The sequence below is a fragment of the Pseudochelatococcus lubricantis genome (assembly GCF_042432495.1).
GTDB lineage: Bacteria > Pseudomonadota > Alphaproteobacteria > Rhizobiales > Beijerinckiaceae > Pseudochelatococcus > Pseudochelatococcus lubricantis.
The window spans coordinates 280413-299601 of record NZ_JBHLXC010000002.1 but is presented as its reverse complement, the minus strand read 5'-3'; the positions used below and the strand labels follow the sequence as shown (position 1 = coordinate 299601).

Below are 19189 nucleotides of genomic sequence, written 5' to 3'. Positions count from 1 at the left end.
CCGGCGAGCGGGGAGCCTTTTTTATATGCTCGGGGCCGCAACCTCCCCCGCCCACCTTGCGGAAGCCGTGCCGCGCCCGTGGTCACACGCCGGATGGGGAAGGCTTTTCCGTGCTTTCCTGAAGCCGTTTCTGTACGAGCAGCATCGTGCGGTGCAGATCGTCGAGTTCCTTCTGCGAAAGGCCCAGGGCTTCGACCACACAGGCGGGGATGTGCTCCGCCTGCTTCCTCAACTCCCGTCCCTTGTCCGTCAGGCGGATACGCACCTGGCGTTCGTCCTTAGGATCGCGGGTGCGCGAGACAAGCGCCAGCGCTTCCAGCCGCTTCAGCAGCGGCGTCAGTGTATTCGACTCAAGCGACAGGGCCTTGCCGATCTCCCTGACGGTCTGGTCGTCGCGCGACCAGAGGCTCACCATGGCGAGATACTGCGGATAGGTCAGCCCGATTTCTTCCAGAAGCGGCCGGTAAAACTGGTTGAAGGAGTGTCCGGCCAGATACACGGAAAAGCACAGGAACTGGTCGAGCTGCAGGACATTCGCCACGGGGAGGGGCCTTTCATCAAGGAATCGTTATCGCCTCCTCCATGTAGATCGCGCGCGCCTTGATCGCAAGCGCTTGACAGCATGTCCGGGATCGGGCATAAAAATCTCACACGATTTAATCGTGAGCGATTTAATGGAGCCTGGCATGAGCTTCGGACACCCTGAATTCACCCGCCGTGGAGCGCTCGCCCTGGGCGCGGGCGCCGCGGCCTTCTTCCTCGCCGCCTCGCCAGCCGGTGCGGCGACCCGAAACCTTCATACGAGAGGAGACCTGATCATGAGCACCATCGCGACCAAGGACGGCACGACGATTTTCTACAAGGACTGGGGGCCGCGCGACGGCCAGCCGATTGTTTTCGCCCACGGCTGGCCGCTCTCGTCGGATGCCTGGGACGCGCAGATGCTCTTCTTCGGCCTGCGGGGCTTCCGCGTCATCGCCCATGACAGGCGCGGCCACGGCCGCTCCGGCCAGCCGTGGGACGGCAACAACATGGACCAGTATGCCGACGATCTGGCGGAGCTGATCGAGAAGCTCGATCTCCGGAACGCGGTTTTGGTCGGCCATTCGACCGGCGGCGGCGAAGTCGCCCGCTATATCGGCCGTCACGGTACGCAGCGCGTTGCCCGGGTCGTTCTGGTCGGTGCCGTGCCGCCGCTGATGCTGAAGACGGCCGGCAATCCGGAAGGCACGCCGATCGAGGTTTTCGACTCCATCCGCGCCGGCGTCGCGACCAACCGCTCGCAGTTTTACTACGATCTGACGATCCCCTTTTACGGCTTCAACCGTGAGGGCGCGGCGATCAACGAGGGCTTTCGCGAGAGCTTCCGCCTGCAGGGTCTCGCCGGCGGCATCAAGGGGCAGTACGATTGCGTCCACGAGTTCTCGGAGGTCGATTACACGAACGACCTCAAGGCGATAGACCGGCCGACGTTGATCATCCACGGTGACGACGACCAGATCGTGCCGATCAAGGCCGCTGCCGACAAGGCTGCGAAGCTGGTAAAGGGCGCGGTCTACAACGTCTACAAGGGCAGCAGCCACGGCCTCGCCCAAATCGAAGCCGACCGCTTCAATGCGGATGTGCTCGCCTTCATCAAGGCATGACGGACACCTGCCGTCAGCGGACCTGGAGCATTTCTCGGTTTCGTTGAAACGCGACGATGATCTATGTCTTTGTTTTTAAAACATTTCAGCAAAAGTGGCGTCTACTTTTGCTGAAATTGTCTTATAGCATTTCGACATTTCATTGAAACGCCGAAATGCTATAAGTTTTTGGTATTACGCGCTTTCTTCACGCAAACCGGTACCCGCTTTGCTTGAAAACGCTTTAAGGCCGCCGAAAGCCGCGGGTAACCGCGGCTTTCGGCAATATCGCTGTCCTCCGGGAAGGTGTTCATGGATTCTGGTGCCCGCGCGGCACCGGGGTGGTGACCTGCGAGCCGAGCTGCTTCTGCAGATTCTGGATCTCGTCCCTGACGGCTTCCAGTATCCGGCGGGAGCGTGCCGGCGCCTGCCGCAGCGGCGTCGCGACGCACAGGGCCCGCGTCACCGCCGGCTGGATCAGCTTGCTGCGTTGCCAGTTCGGGTGGAACGTCGCCAGATAGGGCAGAATCCCCATGGCCATCCCGCTGTCCGTGATCTTGATCACCGACCAGAGGCTGCCGGATTCATAGACCACGTTCAGCGTCACGTTGCGCGACCGTGCCACCTGCTCGATCTGCCGGCGGGTGATGTGCTCCTTGCCGGACAGCACGAGGGGGTAGCGATGCAGATCGGCGACCGGCGTCTCCGGCGGAAGCCGGATATCATCGCGGTGGCAGACCAGATACAGCGGGTTGCTGGCGATGGGGATCGGATTGAAGCGCTTGAGCATCGGCCCGTCGTCGAGGCAGGCGATGTCGAGCCGGCTGTCGTTCAGCCATTCGACAAGTGTGCCGCCCGCCGCTTCCTGGATAAGCAGTCGGGTGTCGGGAAGCATCTCCGACAGCCTGCGGATCAGCGGAACCGTGGCGATGGCCGCCAGCGAGGGGATGAGGCCGATCCTCAGCCTGCCGGGATTGAAGTCCTTGCTCTCGTCGATCAGTTCGCGGACCTGCTCGATGTCGCTCAGGATACGCCGGGCCATCTCGATGATCAGCGCGCCCTCGCGCGTCTCGACCAGCCCGCGGCCGGTGCGGTGAAAGATGGTCGTGCCGGCCTCCGCCTCCAGCTCCTGCACATGACGGCTGAGCACGGACTGGGTGACGCCCAGCACGATGGACGCCCGCGAGAAACTGCCGGATTCGGCGATCTTGACCAGATAGCCGAGGTTGCGCGCGTTGAGCTTGGTTCCGGTGACCAATGCGGCCTGCCCCTCCTGTTCGGGCTGCGGCGGCCGGATAGCCGCCGCAGCCCAAGCTACTAGGCGGCCACCAGCGTGTCGAGACCGTAAAGCCGTTCAAGCAGCAATAGCACCGCCAACGCTATCAGCATCTGGATAGCGCTGATGGCCGCGATTGCGGGGTCGAACTGGTTCTCCATGTAGCTCAGCATCACCACGGGCAGCGTCGTGGCCGACGCCGAGCCGAAGAAGAATGACAGCGAGAGGTTGTCGAAGGAGATCAGCGCGGCGAACATCGAGCCCGCGAAGATTCCGGGCCGGACCATGGGCAGGGTCACATGGCGCAAGGTGGATAAGCGCGAGGCGCCAAGGATCGCGGCGGCTTCCTCAAGGTTTTCCGGGACCGAGCGATAGACCGCCAGAACCGTGCGGGCGATGTAGGGTATGGCCACCACGGTGTGGGCAACCCACAGCCCGAAGAACGAGACCCCGATCCCGACGGCCGAAAGATAATACAGAAGCGCGAAGCCGAGGACGATGGCCGGGATCGAGATCGGCGCCACCAGAAAGGCCGCCAGTGTCCGCGCGGCGGCGGTCCGGCTGCGCGCCAGTGCCAGCGCCGCCGGCACGCCCAGCAGACAGCCGGCCAACGTCGAGGCGACCGCCAACTGGATGCTGATCCACAGCGACTTCATGAACGGTCCGTATTCGATGGCCCTCACATACCATTTCAGCGACCAGCCCCGGATCGGGAACTGGATGAAACTGGCCGAGGAAAAAGACGCAATCACCACCAGCACGATCGGTAGCATGACGAACGTCAGCAGCGCCACCGTATAGAGGCCGAGCGCCAGCCCGCTCATCTCGCGGCGCTTTCGGACGGTAACAAGGCTCATCTCAGCCTCCCTGCTTTCTGGCGAATTTCGATTGCGCCCACAACCCCAGCAGGGCGATCACCAGCAGCACGTTGCCCATGGCGCCGGCGAAAGAGGTGTCCTGGGTCAGGTTGAACTGCTGGTAGATCAGCAGCGGCAGCGTCTTCACGGAGTTGCCGCCCAGAAGCAGCGCGGCGACGAAATTGCCGTTGCACAGGACGAAAACCAGAATAGCGCCGGTGATGATGCCCTCCACGCTGAGCGGCAGCGTCACGTGGAAGAAGGCGCGCAGCTTGCTGGCGCCAAGCATCCGGGCCGCCTCCTCAAGGTTGCGCGGAATCGCCTGTAGCACCGAAGAGATCGACAGCACCATGAAAGGCAGCAGAATCTGGATCAGCGCCACATAGACAGAGACCGGATGGTTCACGAGGTTGACCGGCCGTTCGAGAAGCCCCCAGTCGATGAGCACGGAGTTCATCAAACCGCGGTTGGCGAACAGGACCCGCCAGCCGAACGCCCGCATCACCACCGAGGTCAGCAGCGGCGCGATCAGGCAGAACAGGATCAGCCCCTTCCAGCGACCGGCCTTCCGCACCATGAAGTAAGCCAGCGGATAGCCGAGCAGGATGCAAACCAGCGTGACGATCACCGCGACGAGGATGGTCTCGCGCAGGACGCCGAAATAGAACGGGTCGGTGACGAGAACCGCGTAGTTCTCCCAGATGCCCCGCGCTCCGGCCGCTGCCGGGGAGCCGGTGCTGCGCCAGGCATTGGTCAGCATCGGCGTGACGAAGAACAGCACCAGATAGAGGACCGCCGGAACGGTCCACCAGGCATTGGCGACGCGGTAGCGTCTGGGGCGGCGGCGGGGTTGGGTGGTGACGGCGTTCATTCCGCCACCTCGCGCAGAAGCACGGGCGCATCCGACCAGTCGAGGCCGACGACGCCGTCGCCGGGCAGGTCGAAGGACTGCTGGCTGTAGACGATGACCGGCTTCTCATGGCCGTCCACGGTCAGCTCGTAGGTGTACTGGCTGCCGCGGAACACCACGTCGCGCACCCGGGCGTTGATCTGCCCCTTGCCGGCGGCGGTGATCTGCAGCTTCTCGGGGCGGAAGACGAGAGACGAGGGACCGTCCGGTTCGCCCGCGCACGCGATCCGCAGCGCCGGCACGCCATCGGCGACGAAGAATCCCGACCGGAGCTTTCCGCTGAAGATGTTGCTGGTTCCGAGAAACTCCGACACGAAGATTGAATTCGGCCGGGCGTAGATATCCTGAGGCGTGCCGATCTGCCGGATTTCGCCTGCACCCATCACCGCGACGCGGTCGCTCATGGTGAGCGCCTCTTCCTGATCGTGGGTGACAAGGATTGAGGTGATGCAGAAGCTGCGCTGCAATTGCCGCAGTTCGAACTGCATTTCCTCGCGCAGCTTCTTGTCCAGCGCGCCGAGCGGCTCGTCCAGAAGCAGGACGGAGGGGTTGACCACCAGCGACCGCGCCAGAGCAATCCGCTGCTGCTGGCCGCCCGACAGCTGGCTGATCGCCCGGTCGCCGAAGTTGCGCATCCTGACCATGTCGAGTGCGGTCTCGATCCGGCGGGCCGCCTCGGCTTTCGCGATCCCGCGCATCTTCAGGCCGAAGCCGACATTCTCGGCGACTGTCATGTGCGGAAACAGCGCATAGTTCTGGAACATCAGGCCGATATCGCGCATGTTGGGAGACAGCCCCGTCACGTCGCGCGTTCCGATGCGGACCGAACCCGTATCCGGAGTCTCGAAACCCGAGATGATCCGCAATGTCGTGGTCTTGCCGCAGCCCGATGGTCCCAGCAGCGCGATCAGCTCTCCGGGAGCGACCTCAAGGTTCATCGGCTTCAATGCCGTCACCTGGCCATATCTCTTCGAGATGTCGGTCAGCGTAAGCGAGACGGACTTGTTCATCTGGTTCCCTGTTCTGGCTTCGATCTGCGGTGGTCCATGGCGTCGAGCATCTGATAATAGCTGCCGAGCGCGAACATAAACCACGGGTTACCATAATAGAGGGCGTGGCGCGGCAGGGGTTGCCCGTCGAAGGCGCAGACCGGCTCATTCACGCCCTCGCGCAGCTTGCGGCCCAGCATGTGGCCCAGCCAGGACATCATGGTTACGCCGCTGCCGTTGCAGCCGAAAACCCAGTGCAATCCCTCGCGGCCGCCGATATGGGGCATGTAGTCCAGCGTCATCGAGACATCGCCGCCCCAACTATGGGTGATCTTCACCCCGGCCAGTCGGGGACAGCGCTGCACCATCATCTGGTGCAGCAACCGGGCTGTGGTTTCTTCAGAAGTGGGCGTGAAGCGCGCCCGCCCGCCGAACACCAGCCGCTGGCCATCGCCGGACAGGCGATAGTGATTCACGACCCGCCGCGATTCCGAAACGGCCCTGTCGTTGCGGATGATCTCGCGCGCCAGCCCTTCCGGCAACGGCTCGGTCGCAATCATGTGGCTCGTCACCGGAACCACGCTGCGCGCCAGCTCGGCGTCCAGCTGGCCGCTCGAACCGTTCAGCGCCAGCACCACCTGACCGCAGCGGATCTCGCCTCGTGGGGTCTGGACCGTGAAGCCGTCGGTGGTGCGCTTCACCGCCGTCACCTGCACGCCGCCCCAGCCGCGTACGCCCTGCGCCATGGCGCGACGCAGCAGCCCGCCGTAGAAGGCCGACGGGTTCAGATGACCGGCGTTCCTGATGAATGCCGCGCCGTGATAGGCCGTGGTGCCCAGTTCCGCCGCCAGTTCGTCGCGCGTCAGCATCACCGCGTCGGAATCCGTCAGGGAGTTGAGCTGCGGCAGCCGCGCCTTCCACGCGGCGAAGTGATCCGCAGCCCAGAGCGCGGTCAGCCGGCCGTTCTGCACATAGTCGCAGTCGATGCCGTCGCCGGCGATGACTTCCTTCAGCCAGCGGTAGGAGGCGGAGGCGTCGCTCAACCGCCGTTCCAGGAGGCGTTGCGCCTCCGGGCTGCGGTTGCCGGCCATGGCCTGATTGGCCTTTTTCTGGATGTTGACGCCGCCGGTCACCTGGCCGCCCGACCGGCTGGAGGCGCCGCCGCCCAGCGGGCCCGCGTCCAGAACCGCAACATCGCGTCCGCCGGCGGCAAGCTCGGTTGCGCAGCAGATTCCGGCGTAGCCGCCGCCGACCACAACCGCGTCGGCCACCTGGGGAAGCGGATCGGTGCTGCCGTTATGCGGCCGAAACGCCTGCCACCAATAGGGTTCGGCAACGTAATCCGGCGCAAAGATGGAGTGAGCCATGGCCATATCCTTGAAGGATGAGAGGCGGGGCGGCATGCCGCCCCGAGGGTCAGTCGGCGATTCCGATGTCCTCGCGCATCTTCAGCCACCAGCCGTAGGACGCCGGCCACATGGACCAGGGGTTCTCGACATTCAGCGCCCGCGCGGCATTCAGCGCCCAGTGCGGATCGACCAGAGCCTCCCGCCCGATGGCGATCAGGTCGGCCTTGCCGGCCTGCAGGATCGCCTCGGCCTGCGGCCCGTCGAGGATCACCCCGACCGCCATGGTCGGGATCTCGGCATCGCGGCGGATGCGGTCCGCATAGGGAACCTGATGACCCTTGCGCAGCGGCTGCCGCTTCAGCAGGAAGTCGGTGCCGGAGCTGGCCGAGCGGATACCGCCCGAGGAACAGTCGATCACATCCACGCCGCGCGCCTTCAGCTCCCGCGCCAGCACCACGGAATCCTCCAGTGTCCAGCCATCCTCGCGATTGTCCAGATCGGGGCGCCAGTCGACGCAGGACAGCCGGAAGAACAGCGGCTTGCCGGCGGGCCAGTATTTCCTGAGTTCCTCGGCGATCTCCAGCGCCAGCCGCATCCGGCCTTCCCGCGAGCCGCCATATGCGTCGGTGCGGTCGTTATTTACCGGCGAGAGGAAGGAATGGATCAGATATCCGTGCGCCGCATGGATATCGAGCACGTCGAAGCCCGCCTCGTCAGCCCGCCGGGCGCCCTGGCCATAGGCTGCGACAATCTCGCGGATGTCGTCGACAGTCGCCATGCGCGGCTCGTGCCAGTTGTCCAGGGTCTTGTTCATCGCGGCGGCCACCGGCTGCCAGGCCGGCTCGCCACGGGCGGCCTCCGCCTCGCCGAGCGGGCCGCGTCCCTCCCACGGGCGTTGCCGCGATGCCTTGGGGCCGGCGTGATGGAGCTGCGCGGCCGCCAGGGTGCCCTGGGCGTGCAGGAAATCGACGAGGCGACGCAGCGGGGCGACATGGCCATCGTCCCAGATACCGCAGTCGCCATAGGTGTTGCGGCCCCGGGCCTCCACCATCAGCGCCTCGGTCATCACGGTGCCGAAGCCGCCGGTGGCAAAACGGGCAAGGTGCTGGAAATGCCAGTCGTTGAGCTTGCCGTCGGCGCCGGCGACATACATCTGCATCGGCGCCAGAACCAGCCGGTTGGGGAAGACGACATCCCGGACCCGGTAGGGCGTGAACAGCATCGGGCTGTTGTCGGAGGCCGGGCGGCTGGCCCGGCATTGGATCGTGGTGCTCATCGCGGCTCTCATTGCTCGGAAACGGTCAGATCGATGGATGGCAGCTCATTGAAGCTGGCCTGCAACTTTGCGTATGTCTCCCGGATGCTTTCAGGGGACAGGGACGTGTCAAGGGTCTCAGCCGCCCTGAACAGCCGGTGCTTGACGAAATGACGCCAGTTGATCGGAACGAGCGACATGATCTCGGTCATGGCATCATAGTTCCGGCGGCTCCAGACGGCTTCGAAGGCGGAGCGATTGGGGCCGAAGTCGAAATGGTCCTCCGGCGCCGCGCGCGTGCCGCGCAGTCGGGCTGTTGCCGCCATGTCGACCGCGCCGTCGACGACGATCACGCCATAGGCATCGCGGGCATGGTTGACGGAGACGAAGCCGCTTTCGACATCCTCCAGCACCGCTTCCGCCGGACGGTCGAACGGATGGCCATACCCGCCGCCGCCCGGGCCCTGGCTGCGGATCACGTCGCCCGGCTCGCAGGGAACGATGTCGGTATTGCCCAACTCGACGGCGTGGTCGGTGCCGGGGTTGCGGGTAAAGCGCGCGTTGGCTCCCGCCTTGCCGCCCAGCACGCCCCAGGCGGCGAGGCTGGCGCGGTTGCGGTTGCGGGCGGTCACCATCGCCTCCGGGGTGCGCATGCGGAACTCCATCACCGCTGCATTGCCGCCCCGCCAGCGACCAGCGCCGCCGGTATTGGGAACGACGCCATAACGGATGATGTGGATCGGTACCTCGGCCTCGTTGATCTCCACCGGCGTGTTTTTCAGGAAGGCGGAGTTGGCGCCGCAGCCTTCCTGCCCGTCCGCGGTCGGGCCACCGCCCGCACCGCCGCCTACCGGGCCGATGGAGGCGATGATCCGCTGCCCGTCGCTGGCCACCGCCCGCACGTTCAGCAAGCTCGAACCGCCCGCCGGGCAGGCAGGCATCCTCTCCGGCACCGCCTGCGAGAACAGGCCGAAGATGGCCGCCTGATTGACGGCGCTGATCAGGCTGCGCATGCCCACGGCCGCCGGCGCCACCGGATTGACGATGGTGCCGAGGGGCAGGGTGCCCGTCAGGATCCGGACCGTGCCGGCGTTCAGCAGCGCGTCGGGCCGCAGCGTGTGCAGGCTGTAGATCAGCCCCACGGTGATCAGCGAATGGCGGATGTTGCCGCCGGTCGGCATGTTCAGCGACGAAACGACCTGCGGATCGCTGCCGGTGTAGTCCAGATCGACGCTGTCCCCGGCAATGGTCATCCGGATATTGATCCGGCAGGGCACGCCGTCCACGCTGTCCTCGTCGGCGAATTCCGAGAAGACATATTCCCCGTCCGGAATCGAGGCGATGATCTGGCGGGCCTGGGATTCGGCGTAAGCCAGCAGTTGCTGGCTTCCGGCCATGAACTCTTCGGTGCCGAAGCGGTCGATGATCTCATGCACCTTGCGCTCGCCCGTCACGAGGCAGGCGAGCTGCGCGTCCAGGTCGCCGCGGTTCTGGGTGGGAGAGCGGACGTTCATGTCGATGATCTTCAGCAGCCGCTCGTCCAGCACCCCGTCGCGCATGATGCGGACCGGCGGGAAGCGGATGCCTTCCTGATGCACCTCCGTCAGCGTGCGCGACAGCGAGGCCGGCACGGCACCGCCCATGTCGGTGTTATGGACATGGTTGCCCACGAAGCAGACCAGCTGCCCGTCGCGGAACACCGGCATCCACAGGTGCACGTCCGGCGTATGAGTGGCGACAAAGCCGCTGTAGGGATCGTTCACCGCATAGACGTCGCCTTCGCGGTAATCGTCAATCATCCGGATGACTGGGCCGTAATCCAGACCCGTATACCAGGTCGCGCCCGTGGTGATCGGCGAGGCGAAGGTCAGCCCTTCCGGCGTCATGAGCTGGCAGGAGAAGTCCTCGGTCTCCTTGACGAAGGTCGAATAGGCGGTGCGCATCATGGTGAAACCCATCGCCTCGGCCGCCGCCGCGCAGTAATTGGCCAGAATCTGGAGGCGGGAGTTGCTGATCATGCCTGATCCCCTTTCACGATCCGCAGGTTGCCGTTGCGATCGACGCGGCAGCTATGGCCCCGCGGAATGACGGTGGTGGTATCGTCCTGTGCCACGATGGCCGGGCCGTCGAAATGGCTGCCGGCGGACAGGTCGTAGCGGCTGAACAGCCCCACGTCGCGCCAGTCGCCGTCCATGAACGCCCGGACCAGACGCTGCGGCTCCGCCCGGGCGGGAACGACCTCCTGCTCCTCGAACATGGGTTTGTCGCCAACGCCGGTGATGACCACCTTCAGTGAGATCAATTGCAGCGGGGCGGCCGGATTGCTGTGGCCGTACATCCGTGCATGCTCGGCATGGAAAGCGGCCGACATCGCCGCCACGTCGCCGGCCAGCGCGGCCGCCAGATCGATCGGCGTGTCCAGCTCGTAGGACTGGCCCTTGTAGCGCATGTCGGCGCTGGCGGTGACCCGGAAGTCGCCGTCGAAGCCCTGTTCATCCCCGAGCCAGCTTTCCGCCCGGTCCTTCAGGCGCGCGTACTCCGAGGCGATGAGCGCGGCGTCGCCTTCCGAGAGGTCCAGATAGACTGTCGAGAGGAAGTCGCTCTTCAGATCCGCGATCAGCCCGCCCAGTGCGGAGAGCACACCCGGCACCAGCGGCACCACGGTTTCCTTCACGCCAAGCTCGCGCGAGAGGTAGCAGCCCAGCATCGGACCGGCGCCGCCGAAGGCCAGCATGGAGAACTCGTTTATATCGATTCCGTACTTCGAGATCAGCGCGCTGACCTCGGTATACATGCCCGAAACTGCGATCTGCAGGATCGTTTCGGCGGTCTGTTCGATGGTATCGTTGAGACGGTCGGACAGCGTGGCGATGGCGCGCCGGGAGGCCTCGATATCGACATTGACGGCGTTGAAGCCCAGCGGCGCATGGCCCAGCAGCCCGGTGGCGGCCATGGCGTCGGTGATGGTTGGCCGGTCCCCGCCGCGTCCGTAGCAGGCCGGTCCCGGCCGCGAGCCGGCGCTTTCCGGCCCAACCTTCAGCACTCCCAGGTCATCCACCCAGGCGATCGAGCCGCCGCCTTCCCCGACCGACGAGACCGAGACCGAGGGGATATGAATGTTGAAATCGCCGATCAGCTCGCCGCTGCCGAACTTCGGCTGGCCGTCCGAAATCACCGCGATATCGGCGCTGGTGCCGCCGATATCGAGGCTGAGGCATCTGGTGATCCCGCAGGATTGCGCCAGATGGGCAGCGCCGATCACGCCCGAGGCGGTGCCGGACAGGATCATCTGCACGCAGTCCCGCTTGCCCTGTTCGGCAGACATGATACCGCCGTTGGACTTGGTCAGGCGGGGCTCGCAGGTGACGCCGGCCTTCTTCAGCGCCTGCTGCAGCGAACCGAGATAATGCGCGACACGCGGCTGCACGTAGCCGCCGATCACGGCCGTGATCGTTCGTTCGTATTCGCGGATGATCGGCCAGGTCTGCGACGAGCAGTTGACGAACACGCCGGGCCACAGCTCCTCCACCCGCGCGCGCACCGCCAGCTCATGCTCGGGATTGCGGTAGGAATGCAGCAGCGAGATGATGATGCCCTCGGCGCCGCGCGCCCTGGCGGCCTCGACAGCGGCGACGATCGAGGCGTCGTCCAGGGGAAACCGCTCGCTTCCGTCCGCATTGAGGCGCCCCTCGATGCCGAAAACCATCGAGCGTTTCACCAGTGGTGCCGGGCGCTTGGAGAGCAGGCTGTACATGTCCGGCCCCTTCAGGCGCCCCATTTCGAGAACGTCCTCGAAGTTGCGGGTAACGAACAATGCCAGCTTCAGCCCCCGGCGCTGGATCACGGTATTGATGCCAACCGTGGTGCCATGTGTGAAATAGGTGATCTCCCCGGGAGAGATTCCATAGCGTTCGCCCAGAAGGCGGATGCCCTCGATCACTTCCGCGCCCGGCTCGTCCGGTCGGGAGAAGGTCTTCATACTGCTGAGCTTTCCGGTTTTTTCATCGAAGACCGCAAAGTCAGTAAAAGACCCACCGATGTCGACGCCGACTCGATAACCCATAGCGATGTCCAGATTTTAGTGAGGAAGAGGAGTGGACCGACCGGAGCACCGGCCGGCCCGTCGGATCACTTATCGATCTCTTTGTTCCAGCGTTCGATCCAGCTCGCCAATCTGGTGGAGGCCCCATCGAAAGGCGGAACGACCAGGCCCTCGTGATTGGGCATGAAACGTGCGAGATCCGCGGGCACCTTCGCATTCATGTTGCCCACGCCATAAAGGATGTTGGCGGCGAAGCAGGCCTGCTGCTTCTCCCCCAGCAGGAAGTCGATGAACTCGTAGCCGAGTTCCTTGCCGTTCTTGACCTTCTGCGCCCAGGTCATTGCCGGAACCACGCCCGGCTCCGGGCCGTAGAAGTTGAAGTTCTCGTTGCCGTCGCGCACGAAGGCCCAGGCGCGGCCGTCCCAGTAGACGGCGATGTCCGCCTCGCCCGATCCCATCAGCGGCAGTACATCGCTGGAGCTGTTCCAGACGATCATGTTGCCGCTCTGCTTCATCGCCTTCAGCTTCTCGAATGCGCTGTCGACGTTGTCGAGACCGCCGCCCATCTGGCTGGACCAGAACCAGACGGTGGTCAGCATGGCGCTGATGCCGTTGTTGACGCCCGGGACGGCCAAGGTCCATTTTCCGTCGATGGTCCCGTCGATCAGCTCGACCCAGGTTTTCGGCGGTTCGGGAACAGTGTCCTTATTGTAAAGGACACCCATGGCGCCAAAATTGTGAACCGCGCCGTTGTCCCCGGTGAATTCGCGGAACTTGGGCAGGCTTTCGGCGAGCGCCGGCACTTTATCGACGGTCAGATGTTCGACCAGCCCACGGTGGATGGCGTCGAATGCCGCGTCGCTGGAGATCAGCAGCACGTCGATAGGCGGATTCCCGGGCGTGGCCGAAATCTGGTTCAGCCATTGCGCGGAGCCGCCCAGCTGGATCGCCACCTTCTTGCCGGTCTTGGCCTCGAAGGGTTCGATCGTGCATTTGCGCAAGGATTCTTCCCAGATTCCGCCAAAGGCTGTCACCGTCAGGTCCTGAGCTGTCGCCGGCAGGACTGAACATAGCAAAACTGCTAACGGACCAAGAGTTCGCTTCATGTTATGTTCCCGTCTGTGGAAGTTATATATGTTATTGATATACAAAGCTTTATATGCTTTGTCGTTGCGCCATTCCAGGATGGCGAGGGGGATATTGGGGTGCAGATTCGCGATGTCTGCATAGAAACGTTAGCATGACAGCTTCGTTCGACTATGCGGAACCAGATATTCGCAATCCGGCATAGCCGCTGCCTGAAAACCCCGCAGGACGGCCCGCCCCGAAGCCGGCCCCCCGGCCGGACACCCCGGCCGGACACCCCGGCACAGCGCCTCGAATGACCAGGCATTCGGCGGTTGGATTCTATTGCATCGTGCTTGACGATTTGAGCGGAGGCGGTGGAGGTGAGGGCTGGCCGGCTTCCGGGATGTTGACGAGTATTAGGCCCGGCTATGCTGAGCTTGGCGAAGCTTGTGCCGCTATTTATATTAACGTCGTGAGCATCGAGAAACTCGCCACCCACGTTCCTTCGCACTGGCGCCATCGCCACGCCGTCGTTCGCACCGTGGAAGATGAGAATGCCAAACTGAACAAGCTGCTCGCCGAGGCGATGTTGGCCAATGCTATTCTGAAAGATGTCGCATCAAAAAAATGGTGTCGCCCGGCGCAAACCGTGCACGCTTCATTCGGCCCGTCTCTTGGATACGACGGACTCTACCAAAGTATGGAGGTGGTTAAGGGGCTTAGGTCAGTAGCAGCGCGGAAGGAGGTTGGGCTGACGCAAGCCGAATAGGGGAAGCGACTGGGTCAGCGCCAGACTTTCGTATAAAGTCCGAGTTAGGCGAGCGCTGCCTCGACGTTGCGAAGTTCATCATGATCAGTCGGGCGATTGGGATTGATCCGGATGCGGTGATTCGGCAGGCAGAATCTCCTTGATGCTGCTAAACACCTTACCGAGTCCCACATACCCGAGAAACTAACATATGCACCAAGACACAATAAGCCGTCCTCATTACTCTTCAAACGAGAAATCCTTTATATTAGACCACTTCATAAAGAACCGTAGAAATGGATCTGTAATATAAAGATAGTCAGATGACCATTCTAGCACAGGTTCACCTTTAATTTTTTCCTTCGCAATGGACTCCATATGTCCTAAGGCATTTGAAACCTCGTGTTTCTGTGGAATGTCGGCCTCTCGAAGGAGATCTTTAAGCTGGTCACGAATTTCGTCATAGTGGAGCTTGGCTTTGGGGCCGGTCTTCCCCACAGCCATTAAGATTGCCTGGTAAATGTCAACACTGCCGGAGCCATCCCTGAGTCGGCGAGGGTTTCTTTTCGACCTCGATTGCGGCCCCTTTGCCAACTTCTCAAAAGTCGGAAATCCAAACTGTTTTACAACCTCCTTATAGATATCCTCAAGTATTATGTTCGTTGGTTCAAAATTTCTTATGGGCTTTATCGTTTCTGTAACCTCATAATAAGCGCATACACGACCACAAAACCTCTGCATCAATAAAGGACTTTGAAGTGCTTCCGCAGCCATTGTCTTGCACGTCTGATCAGGAACTGTCATCCCTAATTTTGGAAATCCCTTTTCGGGAATCGACAAAAGATCATCTATAGACCACGGCGGAATCGTAATGTGAGCATAGCGACCTTCCATTTCTGGTTCTGCGCTAATTGTATCAAATGCTCTATGTGGGACGGCAATAAATACAACAATTAATCCGTCAAATATTTCAGCTTTAAGAGAGCGCACAACCTCCTGCTGAATGGCGGGGGAGAGATAGTGAAAATCATCCACCACCAGAGTGAGATTCGACAAGCGCATCGCAGTTAGGATTTCTTTTTTTGTTGGAGCAGGATATTTTACTATGCTTCCAGCAGTAATTTGAGATTTTATTCCTATAATCGCTTGCCACGAAAACGACGCACTACCTGAAATATTTTCTGTTTCCTCAGTAGGTAATCGAAGGCTCCTAACTATTGCTGTCCAGAAGTCATCTGGACTTTCAACCTGTCCTCCGTCAATCCAAATGCATTCCTTAGCTGGTATGACCTTTCTACATAAAACCGTTTTTCCTGATTTTGTCGGACCAGTAATTGCAACAATTTTATATCCTTCCATCAACTCCGTGCGGAATTTCTTCTCTAAGGATAAATGGTTCCTATCAACATAGGTCACATTGGGCATTCCGCCCGCGACAAAGACATCCTGAAGTTTCACGTTTGCAAGCCCTTTACCCGAGCACTCGTTCACTACTGGCTATCATAGGCGATTTGCACTCAGAGACCGAGTCTTTCCGGTCCCATTATAGTGACATTCCGCTGAACTCCACCGCATCCCGCGCCCTTGTAACCCGCTTGTAACCGCGCCCTCCGAAGCCCCATCAACCGCCTGCGACTTCAACCACGCCCAAAACGACGAAAGCCGCGGAGAACCGCGGCTTTTGATCGTACCAAATTTTTGGAGCGGGCGAAGGGATTCGAACCCTCGACCCCAACCTTGGCAAGATTGAGACGACTATACTCTACGCTATCCAAAATCTATATATCTTACTGCGATAGCTATCGAAATCAGTTTCAAGATTGCCGCTCATATCCGCTAAATACCCTTCCATTTCTCTTTTTCTGCTGACAATTTGCTGACAGAGGCCATGCCATTATGCTATTGTCAGCAAGATCGTCAATCGCAGTCTCAGAGAGGAAGCGTTATGGCCAAACTCACCAAGCGGGCGCTCGAAGCCATGACCCCGCCCGAGAAGGGCAAGCAGGCATTCTTGTGGGACAGCGAACTTCGGGGTTTTGGAGTCCGCATGCTTCCCTCCGGCCTTCAAACATTCGTGCTGAATTATCGAAACGCGGCCAACAAGGAGCGGCGGATCAATCTCGGCCGCTTCGGAGTGATGACCGTCGAACAGGCCCGCGAGAAAGCCAAGGTCAAGCTCGGAGCCATCGCGGACGGAGAAGATCCTGCTGATACCGATGACGACCCGCACCACCAGCAGACGGTTTCCGCTTTGTGTAACTGGTATCTTGCGGAAGCGGAGGCCGGCCGCATCCTCGGCCGCCGCAATCGGCCGATCAAGAAGTCGACGCTCGCCATGGACAAGAGCCGCATCGAGACGCACATCAAGCCGCTTCTGGGCAACCGTCTCGCGCACACCTTGAAGGTGGCCGACATCGAGGGGATGCAGTCCGACATCGTGGCCGGCAAGACGGCAAAGCCGCGGGGCAAGGGCCGAGGCGGCGTCACGACCGGCGGTTCTGGTGTTGCATCTCGCGCCGTCGGAACGCTCCAGAGCATCCTTGGACATGCCGCCCGCCTCGACAAGCTCGAAAACCATCCCAGCCGTGGCGCGCGTAAGCTGACGGGCAACAAGAAACAGCGGCGGTTGAGCGTGGCCGAGATCAAGAAGCTCGGTGCGGCGATGCGGAACGCGGAACGCGATGGCGAAAACCCGGTGGCGCTCGCCATCGTCCGGTTCCTGGTCCTCACCGGCTTCCGCATTTCCGAGGGCCAGGGTCTGCAACGGCATTGGCTCCACCCAGATGCAGGCTATGTAGCCTTCCCCGACACCAAGGGAGATGCCCAGGTCCGCGCGATCGGCCCCTCTGCCGCGACGCTTGCTACCAGTCAACCGGTTCGAGGCAAGAGCCCTTATATCTTTCCCTCCGATATCACCGAGGGGCACTTCACAGCGGCCAAAGCCTGCCTTTCCCGGCTATGCGCCAGCGTCGGCATCAAAGGCGTTACGCCACATACGTTGCGTCACACCTTCGGCAGCGTCGCCGGCGATCTCGGCTTCTCCGAACTGACGATCAGGGCTCTCCTTGGTCATGCCGCCCAAAGCGTGACCCAAGGCTATGTCCATATCGACCAGGCCCTGAAGCTCGCCGTCGCCCGCACCTGCGAGGAGATCGCCTCCCTGCTTGATGAAAAGGACAAAGCGGTGCTTCCCGAGCAAGAAGAGAGGCAGGCGGCGTGATGACACAGCGCAAGGAAGCGGGTGCTGCCCGCGGCGGTTTCCGTCGGCAGCGCATTCGCAAGTCTCACGGACTTTCAGTTATTGCAGATGAAAGCGCGTACCCCTATATTGGCGGGCAAGGAGAACATGCCATGGCCAGCCAAGTCGTCCAGTTCGCCGGCCTCTCGGACCGGGATCGCAAAGCGGTGCCGCACCTGCCGAAACTCGGCGAGGGCGATCATCTTGAGCTGCATGTTCGGCGCCGGGACGGCGAGGAGCAGACGATCTCGCTGCCGCCGGCTGCGGCCGATGTCGTCGAAGCCTTGCTGTCTCGGCTTCTCAGTGGCGAACGGGTAGCGGTCATCGCGGAGCATGAGGAGTTGAGCCCCACCGAAGCCTCGATCATCCTTGGCATCTCTCGCCCCCTTGTCGTCCACCGCATGGAGATCGGCGATCTGCCGTTCCGCTATGTCGGAAAGCACCGGCGCGCGTCGCTGAAGGACGTGCTGGCGCTGAAGGCGCAGCTCGACGTCCAGCGCAAGGCCATGGAAGCCCTGGCCGCCGACGCCGAGGATCTCCACCGCGAATATGGCATTTAGTCCTGTTGTCGCGGTCTGCGACGCCTGCATCCTTTACCCGTTCCATCTGAGGAACATCATCGTCCAGGCAGGAGTCGACCGCCTGTTCCAGGCGCGTTGGACTGAAGAGATCCACGACGAATGGATGCGCAATCTCGTAGCCAACACGCCGAGCCTTTCGCTCACTCGCCTGGAAGCCGCGAAGCAACTCATGACAATCGCGCTGCCGGCGGCGACGGTTGTTGGATATGAGAAGCATATTGCGGCCGTCAGCTTGCCCGACCCCGATGACCGTCACGTCGCCGCCGCCGCGATCGAGGCCGGTGCATCGACAATCATAACCTGGAACCTGCGTGATTTCCCGGTCCCCAAGCTGAAGAAGCACAATCTGGTACGTCAGACACCGGATGCCTTCCTCGCCGGTCTCTATGAACAAGTTCCAGAGCGGCTGACCGGCTCGCTGGCGAATGCGCGGCGCAATCTCAGCCGGACGCGCGTGTCGGCTGCCGACTTCATCAGCATCCTTCGCGACCAGAGGCTCACCAAGCTGGCGGCGCAGATCGAGAAGCATGTCGACGATCTGTAGGGTGGCTTTCTCCATTTCCTGAAACCCTCAGCCACGGCTTTGCGCCTATACAATTCAGCGCATGATGCTTCGATGGGGTTGCACGCCGAGACCGGAGGGCAGAGCCGCAAGAGCGTTTTCAACGGGACCGCTTTGATCCGTTTCGAGGCTTAATTCCAGACTGTTGTTTCTACGCTTTTGCGTATTTACGGCGGGGGAAAGCCTTGTATGGGGAGTTCCCTGTCAAGGTCCAAGGAGCGACCGTCGGAGCGTGATTGGCCTGGAGAGCGTCGCGATAAGCGGACAGCAGGCGTCATCGCCAGCGTCGCACGCACGCACTGTTTCGGCCAGAACGCGTTCCATGCGCCTTAGATCGGCTATTCGCGTCCGGACGTCCTTCAGATGTACTTCAGCAAGATCGCGAGCTACAGCGCACGACGCTTGTCCGCTGGCGGCCAGGCCAAGCAGTGTCCGCACCTCGTCGAGCGTGAAGCCGAGCTCCCGTGCGCGTAGCACGAACGCCAGCCTGCCAACGTCCTCAGGTCCATAGCTGCGATAGCGTCCACGCCGCAGCGGTTCTGGCATCAAGCCGATGCGTTCGTAGTAGCGGATCGTCTCGATGTTGCAGCCGGTTCGCCGCGAAAGTTCACCGATGGGGATGGTGTGTTCGGCCATATCCAGCTCCCTGAAATTAGGGCTTGAATCTGTAGCGACTACAGACGGTAAGG

Annotated in this window: 16 protein-coding genes, 1 tRNA gene and 1 pseudogene; 5 read left to right on the top strand and 13 right to left on the bottom strand. The window is 62.0% G+C overall.

Features of this window, described 5'->3' with window-relative positions; all coding sequences use genetic code 11:
* Positions 1-82: 82 nt before the first annotated feature.
* Positions 83-541, bottom strand: a complete 459-nt coding sequence (locus ACFFJ7_RS04340; RefSeq protein WP_377590868.1) for a MarR family winged helix-turn-helix transcriptional regulator — start codon at positions 539-541, stop codon at positions 83-85.
* 277 nt (positions 542-818) lie between these two features.
* Here ACFFJ7_RS04340 and ACFFJ7_RS04335 point away from each other — a divergent pair, with 277 nt between their 5' ends.
* Positions 819-1646, top strand: a complete 828-nt coding sequence (locus ACFFJ7_RS04335; RefSeq protein ID WP_377592069.1) for an alpha/beta fold hydrolase — start codon at positions 819-821, stop codon at positions 1644-1646.
* Positions 1647-1935: 289 nt separating this feature from the next.
* Here the strand turns inward: ACFFJ7_RS04335 and ACFFJ7_RS04330 are convergent, their stop codons facing one another.
* From ACFFJ7_RS04330 to ACFFJ7_RS04290, 9 genes are all read right to left on the bottom strand, one after another.
* Complete coding sequence (locus ACFFJ7_RS04330) at positions 1936-2883, bottom strand: LysR family transcriptional regulator (RefSeq protein WP_166947533.1); 948 nt, start codon at positions 2881-2883, stop codon at positions 1936-1938.
* Between the two features lie 59 nt (positions 2884-2942).
* Positions 2943-3758 carry an ABC transporter permease gene (locus ACFFJ7_RS04325; protein ID WP_246224950.1) on the bottom strand — a complete coding sequence of 272 codons (816 nt, stop codon included), beginning with the start codon at positions 3756-3758 and terminating at the stop codon, positions 2943-2945.
* A 1-nt stretch (position 3759) separates the two neighbouring features.
* The gene (locus tag ACFFJ7_RS04320; protein WP_377590867.1) at positions 3760-4629 is read right to left on the bottom strand and encodes an ABC transporter permease; all 870 of its coding nucleotides are present in this window, start codon (positions 4627-4629) and stop codon (positions 3760-3762) included.
* Positions 4626-5678 carry an ABC transporter ATP-binding protein gene (locus ACFFJ7_RS04315; protein ID WP_377590866.1) on the bottom strand — a complete coding sequence of 351 codons (1053 nt, stop codon included), beginning with the start codon at positions 5676-5678 and terminating at the stop codon, positions 4626-4628. Before ACFFJ7_RS04315 ends, ACFFJ7_RS04320 begins: the two co-directional genes overlap by 4 nt.
* Positions 5675-7024 carry an NAD(P)/FAD-dependent oxidoreductase gene (locus tag ACFFJ7_RS04310; RefSeq protein ID WP_377590865.1) on the bottom strand — a complete coding sequence of 450 codons (1350 nt, stop codon included), beginning with the start codon at positions 7022-7024 and terminating at the stop codon, positions 5675-5677. Before ACFFJ7_RS04310 ends, ACFFJ7_RS04315 begins: the two co-directional genes overlap by 4 nt.
* 49 nt (positions 7025-7073) lie before the next feature.
* Positions 7074-8282 carry an NADH:flavin oxidoreductase/NADH oxidase gene (locus ACFFJ7_RS04305; RefSeq protein ID WP_377590864.1) on the bottom strand — a complete coding sequence of 403 codons (1209 nt, stop codon included), beginning with the start codon at positions 8280-8282 and terminating at the stop codon, positions 7074-7076.
* An 8-nt stretch (positions 8283-8290) separates the two neighbouring features.
* Positions 8291-10279, bottom strand: coding sequence for a hydantoinase B/oxoprolinase family protein (locus ACFFJ7_RS04300; protein ID WP_377590863.1), 1989 nt, complete (start codon positions 10277-10279; stop codon positions 8291-8293).
* A complete protein-coding gene (locus tag ACFFJ7_RS04295; protein ID WP_377590862.1) occupies positions 10276-12324 on the bottom strand; it encodes a hydantoinase/oxoprolinase family protein in 2049 nt (682 codons plus the stop codon). The genes ACFFJ7_RS04300 and ACFFJ7_RS04295 overlap by 4 nt, the downstream gene beginning before the upstream one ends.
* A 65-nt stretch (positions 12325-12389) precedes the next feature.
* On the bottom strand, positions 12390-13304 hold the full coding sequence (locus ACFFJ7_RS04290; protein ID WP_166947519.1) for an extracellular solute-binding protein: 915 nt from the start codon (positions 13302-13304) through the stop codon (positions 12390-12392).
* Between the two features lie 599 nt (positions 13305-13903).
* On the opposite strand from ACFFJ7_RS04290, the pseudogene ACFFJ7_RS04285 reads away from it, so the two are divergent.
* Positions 13904-14014, top strand: a pseudogene (locus ACFFJ7_RS04285) (IS3-like element ISBcen22 family transposase); the annotation flags it as partial.
* Positions 14015-14359: 345 nt separating this feature from the next.
* On the opposite strand, the gene ACFFJ7_RS04280 reads toward ACFFJ7_RS04285, so the two are convergent.
* Both ACFFJ7_RS04280 and ACFFJ7_RS04275 read right to left on the bottom strand, forming a co-directional pair.
* The gene (locus ACFFJ7_RS04280; RefSeq protein ID WP_377590861.1) at positions 14360-15577 is read right to left on the bottom strand and encodes an AAA family ATPase; all 1218 of its coding nucleotides are present in this window, start codon (positions 15575-15577) and stop codon (positions 14360-14362) included.
* 241 nt (positions 15578-15818) lie between these two features.
* Positions 15819-15956: transfer RNA gene (locus ACFFJ7_RS04275), tRNA-Ser, on the bottom strand.
* 108 nt (positions 15957-16064) lie between these two features.
* On the opposite strand from ACFFJ7_RS04275, the gene ACFFJ7_RS04270 reads away from it, so the two are divergent.
* The 3 genes from ACFFJ7_RS04270 to ACFFJ7_RS04260 all read left to right on the top strand — a co-directional run bounded on the left by ACFFJ7_RS04270 (position 16065) and on the right by ACFFJ7_RS04260 (position 18482).
* Positions 16065-17339 carry a site-specific integrase gene (locus ACFFJ7_RS04270; protein WP_377590860.1) on the top strand — a complete coding sequence of 425 codons (1275 nt, stop codon included), beginning with the start codon at positions 16065-16067 and terminating at the stop codon, positions 17337-17339.
* Positions 17340-17470: 131 nt separating this feature from the next.
* The gene (locus ACFFJ7_RS04265) at positions 17471-17917 is read left to right on the top strand and encodes a MerR family transcriptional regulator (RefSeq protein ID WP_377590859.1); all 447 of its coding nucleotides are present in this window, start codon (positions 17471-17473) and stop codon (positions 17915-17917) included.
* Positions 17907-18482, top strand: a complete 576-nt coding sequence (locus tag ACFFJ7_RS04260; protein ID WP_377590858.1) for a PIN domain-containing protein — start codon at positions 17907-17909, stop codon at positions 18480-18482. Before ACFFJ7_RS04265 ends, ACFFJ7_RS04260 begins: the two co-directional genes overlap by 11 nt.
* A 222-nt stretch (positions 18483-18704) precedes the next feature.
* On the opposite strand, the gene ACFFJ7_RS04255 is transcribed toward ACFFJ7_RS04260, so the two are convergent.
* Positions 18705-19136 carry a MerR family transcriptional regulator gene (locus tag ACFFJ7_RS04255; protein ID WP_377590857.1) on the bottom strand — a complete coding sequence of 144 codons (432 nt, stop codon included), beginning with the start codon at positions 19134-19136 and terminating at the stop codon, positions 18705-18707.
* Between the last annotated feature and the right edge of the window lie 53 nt (positions 19137-19189).